A 14824-nucleotide genomic window follows, 5' to 3' on the forward strand; every position below is an offset into this window, starting at 1 on the left:
CAGGCTGATCACCATTCATGATCATGTCAAGGGTGCCATGCGCGCCGAACGAGTGCTGCCGGTGCCTCAGAAAGGCACCGGCAGCGACGAGTTGATGAGTTGAGACGGCGTCAGCCGACGAGGCTGTCGTCCAGCTCCTCCGTCAGGCTCGACTCCGTCCCGGGGATGCCGAGGTCCTGCGCCCGCTTGTCGGCCATCGCGAGCAGACGGCGGATCCGGCCGGCGACCGCGTCCTTGGTCAGCGGCGGCTCGGCGAGCGCGCCCAGCTCCTCCAGGGAGGCCTGCTTGTGCTCCATGCGCAGCCGGCCCGCGGCCGCGAGGTGCTCGGGCACCTCCTCGCCGAGGATCTCCAGGGCGCGCTGCACCCGGGCGCCCGCGGCGACCGCCGCGCGCGCCGAGCGGCGCAGGTTGGCGTCGTCGAAGTTGGCCAGCCGGTTCGCGGTGGCCCGGACCTCGCGGCGCATCCGCCGCTCCTCCCAGGCCAGCACCGACTCGTGCGCACCGAGGCGGGTCAGCAGGGCACCGATCGCGTCGCCGTCACGGACGACCACCCGGTCCACGCCCCGTACCTCACGGGCCTTCGCGGCGATGCTCAGCCGGCGCGCCGCGCCCACCAGGGCGAGCGCGGCCTCCGGGCCGGGGCAGGTCACCTCCAGGGAGGAGGAGCGCCCGGGCTCGGTGAGCGAGCCGTGCGCCAGGAAGGCGCCGCGCCAGGCCGCCTCCGCGTCACAGGTGGCACCCGAGACGACCTGCGGGGGCAGCCCGCGGATCGGGCGGCCCCGGCCGTCGACCAGGCCGGTCTGCCGGGCCAGCTGGTCGCCGCCCGCCACCACCCGTACGACGAAGCGGGAGCCGCGCCGCAGCCCGCCGGGGGCCATCACGATCAGCTCCGAGCTGTGCCCGAAGATCTCCAGGATGTCCCGCTTGAGGCGCCGTGCCGCCATCGCGGTGTCCAGCTCCGCCTCGATCACGATCCGCCCGCTCACCAGGTGCAGACCGCCCGCGAACCGCAGGATCGACGAGACCTCTGCCTTCCTGCAGCAGGTCCGGGTGACGGGAAGCCGGGAGATCTCGTCCTTCACCGCTGCCGTCATCGCCATGGGCCGATCCTTCCATGCATCCGAAAAATACGGTCGTACGCGGCGGCCAACAGCTCCGGATCATGCTTCGGGAGACCGTCGGCACGGGCCACCGGCGCCAGCTCGACCGCGGCGCCGAGCCGCTTGGCGGCATCGGCGAGGGACTCGCGATCGGGCACGGCGGCCTCGTCGGCCAGCACCACGTCCAGGGCGAGTTTAGGGGCGTGTCGTCCCAAAACCTCCAAATGACGCTGCGGAGAGAACCCCTCGGTTTCTCCCGGTTGCGGCGCGAGGTTCAGCGAGAGGACCTTGCGGGCCTTGGTCTCGGTCAGCGCGTCCAGCAGCTCGGGCACGAGCAGGTGCGGGATCACCGAGGAGAACCAGGAGCCCGGGCCGAGCACCACCCAGTCCGCGTCCCGGACGGCGGCGACGGCCTCCGGCACGGCCGGCGGGTCGTTCGGGACGAGGTGCACCGACTGCACGTCCCCGGGCGTGAGCGCCACCGTGGCCTGGCCGCGGACCGTGTCCACGTCGTCCGGGCGCGCCGGGTCGTGCCCCCTGACCAGGGCCTGGAGCTCCAGCGGGACGGCGGACATCGGCAGCACCCGGCCCTGCGCCCCGAGCAGCTTGCCGACCAGGTCGAGGGCGAGCACATGGTCGCCGAGCTGCTCCCAGAGCGCGACGATCAGCAGATTGCCGACCGCGTGCTCGTGCAGGTCGCCCTTGGACTGGAAGCGGTGCTGGATGACCCGGGACCAGGTCTGGCCCCAGTCGTCGTCCCCGCAGAGTGCGGCGAGCGCCTTGCGCAGGTCGCCGGGGGGCAGCACGCCCAGCTCCTCCCGGAGCCGGCCGCTGGAGCCGCCGTCGTCGGCGACCGTGACCACGGCGGTCAGGTCACCGGTGATGCGGCGCAGCGAGGCGAGGGAGGCCGACAGGCCCATGCCCCCGCCCAGCGCGACGACCTTGGGCTGGGCGCCGCGCCTGCGGAGCGTACGGACCGGAAGGGTGGACGTACGCCGGCGGTACGGCTTCACTCGCGCCCCATGTCCCGGTGGACGACGACGGTCTCGACCCCTTCCGAAGCGAGGCGGGCGGCGAGCTTCTCGGACGTGGCGACGGAGCGGTGCTTGCCACCCGTGCAGCCGACGGCGATGGTCACGTACCGCTTGCCCTCGCGGCGGTAGCCCGCGGCGATCAGCTGGAGCAGCTCGGTGTAGCGGTCGAGGAACTCCTTGGCCCCGGGCTGGTTGAAGACGTACGCCGAGACCTCCTCGTTGAGCCCGGTGAAGGGGCGCAGCTCGGGGACCCAGTGCGGGTTCGGCAGGAAGCGCATGTCGACGACGAGGTCGGCGTCGACGGGCAGCCCGTACTTGAACCCGAAGGACATGACGGTGGCCCGCAGCTCCGGCTCCTCCTCGCCGGCGAACTGGGCGTCCATCTTGGCGCGCAGCTCGTGGACGTTGAGGCTGGAGGTGTCGATCACCAGGTCGGCGTCGCCGCGCAGCTCGCGCAGCAGGTCCCGCTCGGCGGCGATGCCGTCGGTGATACGGCCGTCGCCCTGGAGCGGGTGCGGCCTGCGGACCGACTCGAACCGCCTGACCAGGGCCTCGTCGGAGGACTCCAGGAAGACGATCCGCCGGGTCACCTGCTGGGCGTCGAGGGCGGCGAGGGATTCCCGCAGGGCGTCGAAGAACTGCCGGCCGCGGACGTCGACGACGACGGCGATCCGGGCCACATTGCCCTGGGAACGGGCGCCGAGCTCCACCATGGTGGGGATCAGCGCGGGCGGCAGATTGTCGACGACGAACCAGCCGAGGTCCTCCAGGCACTTCGCCGCGGTGGACCGGCCGGCGCCGGACATGCCGGAGATGATCACCAGCTCGGGGATGGCCGCCGCGTCGGCGGTCTCACCGGCCTCCTTCGTGCCCGTACTCACGTGTCCTGCTCCGTCTTCTCGCTGCTCTTCTTGCTCTGCTTGCTGTTCGTGTCGCTGATCGTGCTCGGTCATGCGGTGGTGCCCCCGTCGTCTTCCATGATCTCTCCTGTGGCCGTGTTCACGGCGGGTGCGGCCGGAGCCGCCTGGGCGAGAGCCACGGCCACGGCTTCGGCCGTCTTCCTGCCCATGCCGGGCACCTCGCAGATCTGCTCGATTGTCGCCTGCCGGAGCCGCTTCACCGAGCCGAAATGCTTGATCAACGCCTGTTTGCGGGTATCGCCGAGGCCCGGCACCGCGTCCAGGGGGCTGCTCCTGACCCGCTTGTTCCGCTTCGAGCGCTGGTAGCGGATGGCGAAGTCGTGAGCCGTGTCACGTACCCGCTGGAGGAGGTAGAGACCCTCGCTGGAGCGCGGCAGGACGACCGGGTCGTCGTCGCCGGGCAGCCAGACCTCCTCCAGGCGCTTGGCGAGGCCGCAGACGGCGATGTCGTCGATGCCCAGCTCGTCCAGGGCCCGCCGGGCGGCGGCGACCTGCGGCTGCCCGCCGTCGACGACGACGAGCTGGGGCGGGTACGCGAAGCGCTTGGGACGGCCGTCGTCGACGGGGACCTCGCCGGAGGGGGCTCCGGAGCCGTTCAGGGCGGCCTGGTCAGCGGCGTCGGTGGCGTCCGCCGCGTCCACCGCGTCGCCGTCGGCGTCGACGGCCACGCCCTCCTGGCCCCACTCCCCCGTCTTCTCCTTCTCGGCGAGGTAGCGCTTGAAGCGGCGGCTGATCACCTCGTGCATCGAGCGGACGTCGTCCTGGCCCTCGAAGCCCTTGATCTGGAAGCGGCGGTACTCGCTCTTGCGCGGCAGCCCGTCCTCGAAGACGACCATGGACGCCACGACGTCCTGCCCCTGGAGGTGCGAGATGTCGAAGCACTCGATCCGCAGCGGCGCCGAGTCCAGGTCCAGGGCCTCGGCGATCTCCTCCAGGGCCCGGGAGCGGGTGGTCAGATCGCTGGCGCGCTTGGTCTTGTGCAGCACGAGCGCCTGCTGGGCGTTGCGCGCGACCGTCTCCATCAGGTCCTTCTTGTCCCCGCGCTGCGGGACGCGGAGGGAGACCTGGGAGCCGCGGCGGCCGCTCAGCCACTGGGCGACGGCCTCGGCGTCCTCGGGCACGGCCGGGACGAGGACCTCCTTGGGGACCGCGTCGCCGCTCTCCTCGCCGTACAGCTGCTGGAGCGCGTGCTCGACGAGGCCGGCCGTCGAGACGGCCTCGACCTTGTCCGTGACCCAGCCGCGCTGGCCGCGCACCCGGCCGCCCCGGACGTGGAAGATCTGGACGGCGGCCTCCAGCTCGTCCTCGGCGAGGGCGATCAGGTCGGCGTCGGTGGCGTCGGCGAGGACGACCGCGTTCTTCTCCATGGCGCGCCGCAGCGCCCCTATGTCGTCGCGGAGCCTGGCGGCCTTCTCGTACTCCATCTCCTCGGCCGCGGCCATCATCTGCTGTTCCAGGCGGCGGATGTACGTGCCGGTGCGGCCGGCCATGAAGTCGCAGAACTCCTCGGCCAGTTCGCGGTGCTCGTCGGGGGTGACCCGGCCGACGCAGGGGGCGGAGCACTTGCCGATGTAGCCGAGGAGGCAGGGGCGTCCGGCGGAGGCGGCGTTACGGAACACCCCGGCGGAGCAGGTCCGTACGGGGAAGACGCGGAGCATCAGGTCGACGGTCTCGCGGATGGCCCACGCGTGGGCGTACGGACCGAAGTAGCGCACGCCCTTCTTCTTGTGGCCGCGCATGACCTGGACGCGCGGGAACTCCTCGTTCAGGGTCACCGCGAGGTAGGGGTAGCTCTTGTCGTCCCGGTACTTGACGTTGAACCGGGGGTCGAACTCCTTGATCCAGGAGTACTCCAGCTGGAGCGCCTCGACCTCGGTCGAGACGACGGTCCACTCGACGGAGGCGGCGGTGGTGACCATCGTGGCCGTGCGCGGGTGCAGGCTCGCGAGCGGCTGGAAGTAGTTCGCCAGCCGCTGGCGCAGGGACTTCGCCTTCCCGACGTAGATCACCCGGTGGTGCTCGTCGCGGAATTTGTAGACCCCCGGCGAGTCGGGGATCTGCCCCGGCTTGGGGCGGTAGCTGGAGGGGTCGGCCATGTTCCCCACCCTACTGGCGGGGGCCGACACTCCGACCGCGCGCACTCGTTGGCCGGGCATGACGACGGAAGCGCGGGGACAGGCGACGGGGCGGGCGACGGGCACGGCGGGGCGGCTCGCGGGCCGGGTGTGCGTGATCACGGGGGCGGCCAGCGGGATCGGGCGGGCGACGGCGCTGCTCTTCGCCCGCGAGGGGGCGCGCGTGGTGGCCGCCGACCTGGACGAGGAGCGGCTCGCGACGCTGGTCGAGGCCGAGGTGCGGGTGGTCGGCGACGTCTCCCGGGAGGAGGACGCCCGGCGGATGATCGCGACGGCAGTGGAACGGTTCGGCCGCCTCGACGTCCTGGTGGCGAACGCCGGCCTCATCCCGCTCTCCGACGTCCTGGAGGCGACCGGGGAGGAGTGGGACCGGGTCATGGCCGTGGACGGCAAGGGCACGTTCCTGACCTGCAAGTACGCGATCGAGGCGATGGCCGGGCAGGAGGGCGGCGGGGCGATCGTGTGCACCTCGTCGATCTCCGGCGTGGCCGGCCAGGCCCGCCAGGCGGTCTACGGCCCGGCCAAGTTCGTGGCCTCGGGCCTGACGAAGCACCTGGCGGTCGAGTGGGCGGACCGCGGGATCCGGGTCAACGCGGTGGCCCCGGGCACGATCGACACGGAACGCGTCGCGGCGGGGTGGAAGGAGCCGGGCGGCCCGGAGTATCTGACGGAGATCCGGGACCTCCACCCGATGCGGCGCTTCGGCACCCCGGAGGAGGTGGCGGCGGCCATCCTCTTCCTCTCCTCGGACGAGGCGTCCTTCATCACGGGGGTGGTGCTGCCGGTGGACGGTGGGTATCTGGCGCGGTGAGCGGGCCGGGACCCAGCGGGGTGCGGGCCGGTACCCGGGTGGGGACCGGGTACCGGCCTGCGGGCGGTGTCAGGCGGGGTGTCAGGGGTGCGCCCGGCCATCCCGCCCGCGGTGGCGGGTCAGGCCGTCGGCCTGTGGCGGCGCCACGCGCGCGTGGCGATGAGGGCGAGGGCCAGGGCCGCGCCCGCGCCCGCCGTGCCGGAGGCGACCGTGACGAGGGGCTCGTCGTGGGGCGCGGGCGGGGTGTCGTAGCCGCCGGCCGTGCCCTTGCGGGCGTACGCGGAGCCGGGCAGCTTGTCCGCGTAGGCCCGGGAGACCCGGTCCCGGTACGCGGTCAGGCTGGTCCCGTTCTTCCCGATCGCCCGCACCGCGTCCTCGTCCAGCGGGAGCACCTTCGCGCCCTTCTGGACGTACCACGCGTCGATCTGCGGCTCGCGGAAGACGATCCCGCCGGGCAGCGCCTTCGCGCCCTGCGCCGCGTAGCGGATCTCGTCGTCGCCGGTGGCGATGTTCACCACCTGCCAGCCCCCGCCCGCCTGCCGCACGGTCCACAGGGACGCCGTCTGCCCGTCCGAGGCGACCGCCTTGCTGGCGTGGAACTCGACCCGGGCGACCGGCGCGCCCGCCTTCCCGGCCACGAAGTCCGGGGAGAGCACCCGCACCGGGACGGACGCGCCCTCGACGCGGGGCTGCGCCGCGGAGCGGGCGACGGCTCCGTCGCGGGCGAAGAACCGGGAGAGCGTCTCCAGGGTCTCGGGCGCGGAGGCCGCCTTCTCGGGGGTCGCCGCGGGCGGTGGCGCGTCGGCCGCGGCGGCCGGCGCCGCGCCGCCCAGGACGACGAGGGCGACGAGAGCGGCGGCGGACAGGGACCCGGCGCCGATGGCACGTACGTTCATCGTCGTCACGCCCCTATCCGGTAGAGCGAGTGCGTCCACGAGAAGGAGCTGTTGTCCACGTACCAGGCGTGCGAGGCCCAGTTGTAGCGGTCGCTGGAGGGCCAGGGGTCGCCCCAGTAGACCCAGCTGTCGGCGTCGTCGTAGCCGTAGATCACGTGCATGTGCCCGCCGCCGCTGGACCACTGGATCCGCGTCTCGATCGGGCGGTCCGCGTTGATCTCGGTCTGCACGGTCGGGTAGCGCAGCCAGCCCGTCACGTACGAGCCGGGGTTGACGCCCGCCCAGCGCAGGCCGGTCTGCACATTGCCGAGCGTGGCCTGATTGTTGGGGCAGTCGTAGCCCTGCTGGCGGTTGAAGGCGGCGTTGCAGAACTGGTTCTGGCTGTAGTTCCGGCCGAACCAGGTCGCGATCGTGTTGCCGGCGGCGGCCCAGCACCAGTTGGTCTTCTGCTGCGCCTGCATGGTGATGTTCAGCCGCTTGTACCCGAGGGCGGTGACGTCTTCGGTGGTCGGCGCGGCGGTCGCCGACGACATGGGGAGCAGGAAGAGGGCGGCAGCGGCGAGTGCCGCCAGGGACAGCTTTCTACTGCGCATCGCGTTCCTCCCGAGGCGGGGGGGGTGGGGATGTGGGGAGTCGGAGGAGCGCGTCCGGACGCTGCTGAGGAGCATCGAACGTTGTCCGGATCCGGTCAACACGCTTCAATGCGGGGTGACGGCGGGCTGTGAACGGTGTGACCCGGGTGTGAACGCACCCCCTCGCGCCATCTGCGGGCCCGCCCCCGGCGCCGTGAGGGTGCACCGGCGTGGTCGTGAACGTTCACTGAGGAGTCCCGTGGGGCACACCGAGGCCGATCTGGTGCAGTTGCTGCACACCGGACCGTTCCATCTGGCGCTGCGCACGGCCCTCGCGGTGCGCGGCCTTCCGCTCCAGCGGGTGCAGCACCATCTCGCGCACCGGGGCGTCAAGGTCGGGGTGACCAGCCTCAGTTACTGGCAGCAGGGCGCCCGCCGCCCGCAGCGGCCGGAGTCGATGAAGGCCGTCCGCGCGCTGGAGGAGGTGCTCCAGCTGCCGGACAACTCGCTGATACGGCTGCTGGCGGAGGACACGGCGGCGCGCGGTGACGTGGAGCGGCCGGCGGCCCGTTCGTACCGCTCGCTGGTGGAGGCCTCGGGGGCGGTGGAGGCGCTGCTCGCCGAGCTGGAGTCGCCGGTGGACGGCGGGCTGCACACGGTCGGCCACCACGAGCGGGTCCGGATCGGGGCGGGGCGGGAGCTGGTGGGGCGGGAGTCGCAGCACGTGGTGCGGGCGCACCGGGACGGCATCGACCGCTATCTGGCCATCCACCACGGCGACCCGGGCTGCGACCCTGAGCGGGTGGAGGTCCGGGCGACGGAGAACTGCCGTACGGGGCGGGTGCGGTGGCACGCGGAGACCGGAGTGGTCGTCGCGGAGCTGCTGTTCGACGCGCGGCTGCGGGCCGGGGAGACGTACCTCTTCGGCTACGGCTTCGAGGACGGGACCGGCGGGCCGAGCGGCGAGTACGTCCGGGGGTTCAGCTTCGCGGGCGGACAGTACGTGCTGCAGGTGCGGTTCGACGAGGCGGCGCTGCCGGTACGGTGCCGGCGCTTCGCCCAGGCGTCGGCGGGGGCGCCGCGCGGCGGCCGCGCGGACCTCACGCTGAGCGGCCGGCACCGCACGGTGCACGTGGTGGAGCAGGGGGTACGGCCGGGGATCCTGGGGGTCGACTGGGACTGGTCGTAACCCTGGGCCCTTCGGGCCTTACGCCTCCGGTCCCGCGACGAGCTTCCCGCCCTCGACCCGGACGGGGACCTCGGGGAGCGGGACGGTCGCCGGTCCCTGGAGGGCCTTGCCGGTGGTGACGTCGAAGCGGCTGCCGTGGCAGGGGCAGTTGCCCTCGTTGTTCTCGATCTTGTCGAGGACGCAGCCGGCGTGGGTGCACTGGGCGCTGAAGGCCTTGTACTGGCCCTCGGCCGGGCAGCTCACCAGGACCCGCTGCTCGCGGTAGAGCCGCGCCCCGCCGACGGGGACGTCCTCGGGGGCGCCGAGGGTCACCGGGGCGGTCGGGGTCGGGACCTGGGCGTGCCCGAGCTTGGACTCCGTGGAGCAGGCGGCGACACCCAGCCCGGCGGCACCGGCGAGGGCGGCGCCTTTCAGTACGGTGCGGCGGGCGGACTGGCCGGACATGGGCGCTCCACGGTGGGATCGGGGCAAGGGGTGACCGAACCGACGATACCGGCGCCTTCTCGGGGGCCTGCGCGGGGGCTGTCGTGGCAGGTGGGGCATGGGTTACGTTCACGGCGTGATCGTCGTCGCCGGTGAGTCCTTGATCGATCTGGTCCCGGACGGGGCCGCCGGGCCGCTGCCCGCGCTGGTGCCCCGGCGGGGCGGGGGGCCGTACAACACGGCCGTGGCCCTCGGCCGGCTCGGCGCCCCGGTCGTCTTCTGCTCACGGGTGTCGACGGACGCGTTCGGCGAGGCGCTGATGGAGGGGCTGCGGGCGGCGGGGGTGGGGACCGGGCTCGTCCAGCGCGGCGCGGAGCCGACGACGCTCGCGGTCGCCTCGGTGGGCGCGGACGGCTCCGCGGAGTACGGCTTCTACGTCGAGGGCACGGCCGACCGTCTCTTCGCCCTGCCGGAGCGGCTGCCGGACGGGGTGCGGGCGATCGCGTTCGGCACGTGTTCGCTGGCGCTCGAACCGGGGGCGAGCGCGTACGAGGCGCTGCTGCGGCGGGAGTCGGAGCGGGGCGTCCTGACGCTCCTGGACCCCAACATCCGGTCGGGCCTGATCCCGGACGCGGCCGCCTACCGCGAGCGCTTCGTCTCCTGGCTGCCGTACGTCTCGCTCCTGAAGCTCTCGGAGGAGGACGCGGCGTGGCTGGGCGGCACTCCGGCGCAGTGGCTGGAGCGGGGGCCGTCGGCGGTCGTGGTGACGCGCGGCGGGGCGGGCATGTCGGTGCACACCCCGACCGCCGAGGTGTCGGTACCGGCGGTTCAGGTCGAGATCAAGGACACGATCGGCGCGGGCGACACGGTGAACGCCGCCCTCCTCCATGGCCTCTCCGCCCGCCCCCTGAGGACCCTGACCCCGGAGTCCTGGTCCACCCTCCTGACGTACGCGGCCAAGGCCGCGGCCCTCACCTGCACCCGCCCGGGCGCGGAACCTCCGTACGCGAGCGAGCTGAAGTAGGGCCCGGGGGTCCGGGGGCTTGCCCCCGGTTTCGGGGAGGGGCGGGGTGGGGGAAGGCCCGCCGAAGGCGCCGCCAACCCCCACCCGGCCCGTCACGCCTTGCGGGCCCGCGCCGCCGTCTTCTTGGCGGGCGCCGCCTTCTGCGCGGCGACCTTCTTCGCGGCCACCTTCTTCGCCGGCGCCTTCTTCGCGGCCTTGGACGCACCCCGCGCCGCCGGCACGCTCGCGTCGCTGATGCGGTCCGCGCCCAGGATCTCGCGGAGGAACTTGCCGGTATGGCTCGCCGGGACCGACGCGACCTCCTCCGGCGTGCCCTCGGCGATCACCAGACCGCCGCCGCTGCCGCCCTCCGGGCCCATGTCGACGACCCAGTCCGCGGTCTTGATGACATCGAGGTTGTGCTCGATGACGATCACCGAGTTCCCCTTGTCGACAAGCCCCGACAGGACCTTGATCAGCTTCGAGATGTCCTCGAAGTGCAGACCCGTCGTCGGCTCGTCCAGGACGTAGACCGTGCGCCCCGTCGACCGCTTCTGGAGCTCGGACGCGAGCTTCACGCGCTGCGCCTCGCCACCCGAGAGTGTCGGCGCGGACTGGCCGAGCCGGACGTATCCGAGGCCGACCTCGTTGAGCGTGCGCAGGTGGCGCGCGATCGTCGGGACCGCCTCGAAGAAGTCCAGGGCCTCCTCGATCGGCATGTCCAGGACCTCGGCGATGGACTTGCCCTTGTAGTGGACCTCCAGGGTCTCCCGGTTGTACCGGGCGCCGTGGCAGACCTCGCACGGGACGTAGACGTCCGGCAGGAAGTTCATCTCGATCTTGATCGTGCCGTCGCCGGAGCAGTTCTCGCAGCGGCCGCCCTTGACGTTGAAGGAGAACCGGCCCGGCAGATAGCCGCGCACCTTCGCCTCCATCGTCTCGGCGAACAGCTTGCGGACGTGGTCGAAGACGCCGGTGTACGTCGCCGGGTTCGACCGTGGGGTGCGGCCGATCGGCGACTGGTCGACGTGCACGACCTTGTCCACGAGGTCGTCGCCGTCCACGCGCGTGTGCCGCCCGGGCACCGACTTGGCGCCGTTCAGCTCGCGCGCCAGGTGGGTGTAGAGGATGTCGTTGACCAGCGTCGACTTGCCGGAGCCGGAGACGCCGGTGACGGCCGTGAGGACGCCCAGCGGGAAGGACACGTCGATGTCCCGGAGGTTGTTCTCCCGGGCGCCATGCACGGTGAGCCGGCGCGTGGGGTCCACGGGGCGGCGGATGTCCGGCGTCCCGATGGCCTTGCGCCCGGACAGGTACTGCCCGGTCATCGACTCCTTGTTGGCGAGCAGCTCCTTCAAGGGGCCGGAGTGGACGACCTTGCCGCCGTGCTCGCCGGCGCCGGGGCCGATGTCGACGACCCAGTCGGCGACCTTGATGGTGTCCTCGTCGTGCTCGACCACGATGAGCGTGTTGCCCATGTCCCGGAGCCGGACCAGGGTCTCGATGAGCCGGTGGTTGTCGCGCTGGTGGAGGCCGATGGACGGCTCGTCCAGGACGTAGAGCACGCCGACGAGACCGGAGCCGATCTGCGTGGCGAGCCGGATGCGCTGGGCCTCGCCGCCGGAGAGGGTGCCGGCCGCGCGGTTGAGGGAGAGGTAGTCGAGGCCGACGTCGACCAGGAACCGCAGCCGCTCGTTGACCTCCTTCAGGACCCGCTCGGCGATCTTCTTGTCCCGGGCGTTCAGCTTCAGGCGGCCGAGGAAGTCGGCGCATTCGCTGATCGACATCGCGGCGACCTCGGCGATCGACCGCTCCATGACCGTGACGGCCAGGACGATCGGCTTGAGGCGCGTGCCCTCACAGGTCGGGCAGGGCACCTCGCGCATGTAGCCCTCGAAGCGCTCGCGGCTGGAGTCGCTCTCGGCCTCGCTGTGCCGCCGCTTGACGAAGGAGACGGCGCCCTCGAAGGCCGGGGTGGTGTACGCCCGCTCGCGTCCGTACCGGTTGCGGTAGCGGACCTCGACCTGGGTCTTGTGGCCGTGCATCAGGGCCTTCTTGGCCCGGGCCGGGAGCGCGGCGTACGGCAGGTCCGTGCGGAAGCCGAGCGCCTGGGAGAGGCCGCCGATGAGCCGGCCGAAGTACTCCTTGGTGTGGCCGTGGGACCAGGGGTGGATGGCGCCCTCGTCCAGGGACCGGTCCTCGTCCGGCACGATCAGCTCGGGGTCGACCTCCATGCGGGTGCCGATGCCGGTGCAGTCCGGGCAGGCGCCGAAGGGCGAGTTGAAGGAGAAGGAGCGCGGCTCCAGCTCCTCGAAGGAGAGGTCGTCGTACGGGCAGTAGAGGTGCTCCGAGTACATCCGCTCGCGCTCGGGGTCGTCCTCGGCGAGGTCGACGAAGTCCAGGACGACCATGCCGCCGGAGAGGCCGAGGGCCGTCTCGACGGAGTCGGTGAGCCGGCGCTTGGCGCTGTCCTTCACGGTGAGGCGGTCGACGACCACCTCGATCGTGTGCTTCTCCTGCTTCTTCAGCGTCGGCGGCTCGGTGAGCTGGATGGTCTGCCCGTCCACCCGGGCGCGGCTGTAGCCCTTGGTCTGGAGGTCGGCGAAGAGGTCGACGAACTCGCCCTTGCGCTCGCGCACGAGCGGCGAGAGGACCTGGAAGCGGCTGCCCTCGGGCAGCTCCAGGACCTTGTCCACGATGGCCTGCGGCGACTGGCGGGAGATCGGGCGGCGGCACTCGGGACAGTGCGGCTTGCCGATGCGCGCGAAGAGCAGCCGGAGGTAGTCGTAGACCTCGGTGATGGTGCCGACCGTCGAGCGCGGGTTGCGCGAGGTCGACTTCTGGTCGATGGAGACGGCGGGCGAGAGACCCTCGATGAAGTCGACGTCCGGCTTGTCCATCTGGCCGAGGAACTGCCGGGCGTACGACGAGAGCGACTCGACGTACCGGCGCTGCCCCTCGGCGAAGATCGTGTCGAACGCGAGGGAGGACTTGCCCGACCCCGACAGCCCGGTGAAGACGATGAGGGAGTCGCGGGGGAGGTCGAGCGAGACGTTCTTGAGGTTGTGCTCGCGAGCGCCACGAACGATGAGACGGTCGGCCACGCCGGTCCGCACCTTTCTTGAGAGAGCGGAGGCACAGAAGTGCGGGTCGCAGATATGCCTGGAAGTACCTGGATGTGCCTGAGTACCCAACAACCAAGGATGCCGGATGCTTCCACCGAGCCTATAGCACGCACATTCGATTTCCGGCCGCACGGCGACCGCTTCACCCGAACGAGTGGCGGCGCTAGGGTCGGCCTCATGATCGACCACGTGCGTGACCTGGCCTCTGTACGCGAAGCGACCGAACGACTCCTCGACGCGGCCGCCTCCCTGGACAACGCGGCGCTCGCCGAGCCGTCACGGCTTCCCGGCTGGACCCGCGGCCATGTCCTGGCCCACATCGCCCGCAACGCCGACGCCCTGGTGAACGTTCTCCAGGGCCGGCCCATGTACGCGGACGGCGCCACCCGCGACGCCGACATCGAGCGGGACGCCCCGCGCCCGCTGGCCGCGCAGCTCGCCGACGTCCGCGAGAGCGCCGAGCGCTTCCAGGCCGTGGGCGCGGAGCCCGCCGACTGGGAGCGGACCGTGGAGCTCCGCAACGGTGTCACCGACCGCGCCGCCCGCATCCCGTTCCGCCGCTGGGTGGAGGTGGACCTGCACCACGTCGACCTCGGCATCGGCTACGAGCTGGCGGACCTGCCGGAGGAGTTCGTCCTGCGGGAGATCGACTTCCTCGCCGACCGCTGGTCGGGCCGCCCCGACGTCCCGCCGGTGACGCTCCGCCTCGGGTACGAGGAGAACAGCCCCAGCTGGCACACCGGCGGCGACAAGGGAGACCCCGTCGTCCTCGGCGGCACCCGCGCCGACCTGCTCGGCTGGCTCTCCGGCCGCGGCGAGAAGGGCGCCCACCTCGCCGTCCTCACGGGCGACCACCTCCCGGAGCTCCCGCCCCTATAGCCCCGCCGTCGGGCCCCCGCCTGTCGGTGCCCGACGATAGGCTGAGCCCATGACGTACAGCGGAGCTGTGAAGGTCGGCGGGCCCGCCGATGTGCACGAGTTGACGGACCTGATGATCTCCAAGGTCGCCGTCGGCCCGATGGACAACAACGCGTATCTGCTGCGCTGCCGGGCGACCGGCGAGCAGCTCCTGATCGACGCGGCCAACGAGGCCCACACGCTCCTCACGCTGATCGGTGACGACGGCATCGCGTCCGTCGTCACCACCCACCAGCACGGCGACCACTGGCAGGCACTCGCCGAGGTGGTCGCGGCGACCGGCGCGCGGACGTACGCGGGCGCGTACGACGCGGAGGGCATCCCCGTGCCGACGGACGTCCTGGTCGAGGACGGCGACACGATCACGGTCGGCCGGGTCACGCTGACCGCCCGCCGTCTCGTCGGGCACACGCCCGGCTCGATCGCGCTCGTCTACGACGACCCGCACGGCCACCCGCACGTCTTCACCGGCGACTGCCTGTTCCCCGGCGGTGTCGGGAACACGTGGAAGGACCCGAAGGCCTTCGCGAGCCTGATCGAGGACGTGGAGACCAAGCTCTTCGCGGTCCTGCCGGACGAGAGCTGGGTCTATCCCGGCCACGGCAAGGACACCACGCTCGGTGACGAGCGGCCGAACCTGCCCGCGTGGCACGCGCGCGGCTGGTGACGGCCCCGGGGCCCGCCTGACCGGCGGAGGC

At 72.2% G+C, this 14824-nt stretch carries 13 protein-coding genes; 5 read left to right on the plus strand and 8 right to left on the minus strand.

The genetic code is table 11. The annotated features are described in order from the left end of the window. Window positions 1-110: 110 nt before the first annotated feature. From whiA to uvrC, 4 genes are read right to left on the minus strand one after another with little or no spacing between them, the layout of a single operon-like run. Window positions 111-1100, minus strand: a complete 990-nt coding sequence (gene whiA / locus ACWCO8_RS33065; protein WP_352186290.1) for a DNA-binding protein WhiA — start codon at window positions 1098-1100, stop codon at window positions 111-113. Next, window positions 1091-2113 (minus strand): gluconeogenesis factor YvcK family protein, encoded by a 1023-nt coding sequence (locus ACWCO8_RS33070; protein WP_362014060.1) that lies wholly within the window; start codon window positions 2111-2113, stop codon window positions 1091-1093. The genes whiA and ACWCO8_RS33070 overlap by 10 nt, the downstream gene beginning before the upstream one ends. Next, entirely contained in the window at window positions 2110-3087 is a 978-nt protein-coding gene (rapZ, locus tag ACWCO8_RS33075) for an RNase adapter RapZ (RefSeq protein ID WP_451035298.1), read from the minus strand. The genes ACWCO8_RS33070 and rapZ overlap by 4 nt, the downstream gene beginning before the upstream one ends. Further along, a complete protein-coding gene (uvrC, locus tag ACWCO8_RS33080; protein WP_451035299.1) occupies window positions 3084-5150 on the minus strand; it encodes an excinuclease ABC subunit UvrC in 2067 nt (688 codons plus the stop codon). Before uvrC ends, rapZ begins: the two co-directional genes overlap by 4 nt. Before the next feature lie 58 nt (window positions 5151-5208). Here uvrC and ACWCO8_RS33085 point away from each other — a divergent pair, with 58 nt between their 5' ends. Further along, a complete protein-coding gene (locus ACWCO8_RS33085) occupies window positions 5209-6000 on the plus strand; it encodes an SDR family NAD(P)-dependent oxidoreductase (RefSeq protein WP_451035300.1) in 792 nt (263 codons plus the stop codon). Window positions 6001-6119: 119 nt separating this feature from the next. Here the strand turns inward: ACWCO8_RS33085 and ACWCO8_RS33090 are convergent, their stop codons facing one another. Further along, window positions 6120-6896: a hypothetical protein gene (locus ACWCO8_RS33090; protein WP_451035378.1), complete on the minus strand. Its 777-nt coding sequence runs from the start codon at window positions 6894-6896 to the stop codon at window positions 6120-6122. 5 nt (window positions 6897-6901) lie between these two features. After that, entirely contained in the window at window positions 6902-7489 is a 588-nt protein-coding gene (locus ACWCO8_RS33095) for a papain-like cysteine protease family protein (RefSeq protein WP_451035301.1), read from the minus strand. A gap of 238 nt (window positions 7490-7727) precedes the next feature. On the opposite strand from ACWCO8_RS33095, the gene ACWCO8_RS33100 reads away from it, so the two are divergent. After that, window positions 7728-8657, plus strand: a complete 930-nt coding sequence (locus tag ACWCO8_RS33100; protein ID WP_451035302.1) for a hypothetical protein — start codon at window positions 7728-7730, stop codon at window positions 8655-8657. An 18-nt stretch (window positions 8658-8675) separates the two neighbouring features. On the opposite strand, the gene ACWCO8_RS33105 is transcribed toward ACWCO8_RS33100, so the two are convergent. Further along, the gene (locus ACWCO8_RS33105) at window positions 8676-9101 is read right to left on the minus strand and encodes a Rieske (2Fe-2S) protein (RefSeq protein ID WP_362014050.1); all 426 of its coding nucleotides are present in this window, start codon (window positions 9099-9101) and stop codon (window positions 8676-8678) included. Window positions 9102-9216: 115 nt separating this feature from the next. On the opposite strand from ACWCO8_RS33105, the gene ACWCO8_RS33110 reads away from it, so the two are divergent. After that, entirely contained in the window at window positions 9217-10104 is an 888-nt protein-coding gene (locus tag ACWCO8_RS33110; protein WP_451035379.1) for a carbohydrate kinase family protein, read from the plus strand. A 92-nt stretch (window positions 10105-10196) separates the two neighbouring features. On the opposite strand, the gene uvrA is transcribed toward ACWCO8_RS33110, so the two are convergent. Next, window positions 10197-13187, minus strand: coding sequence for an excinuclease ABC subunit UvrA (uvrA, locus tag ACWCO8_RS33115; protein WP_451035303.1), 2991 nt, complete (start codon window positions 13185-13187; stop codon window positions 10197-10199). A 198-nt stretch (window positions 13188-13385) separates the two neighbouring features. Between uvrA and ACWCO8_RS33120 the strand changes: the two genes are divergently transcribed. Together ACWCO8_RS33120 and ACWCO8_RS33125 are read left to right on the plus strand one after the other, a co-directional pair. Beyond that, entirely contained in the window at window positions 13386-14087 is a 702-nt protein-coding gene (locus ACWCO8_RS33120; RefSeq protein ID WP_451035304.1) for a maleylpyruvate isomerase family mycothiol-dependent enzyme, read from the plus strand. A gap of 49 nt (window positions 14088-14136) precedes the next feature. After that, complete coding sequence (locus ACWCO8_RS33125; protein ID WP_362014045.1) at window positions 14137-14793, plus strand: MBL fold metallo-hydrolase; 657 nt, start codon at window positions 14137-14139, stop codon at window positions 14791-14793. The last annotated feature ends 31 nt before the right edge of the window (window positions 14794-14824 follow it).

It is taken from the genome of Streptomyces sp. NPDC001927, from assembly GCF_053594455.1.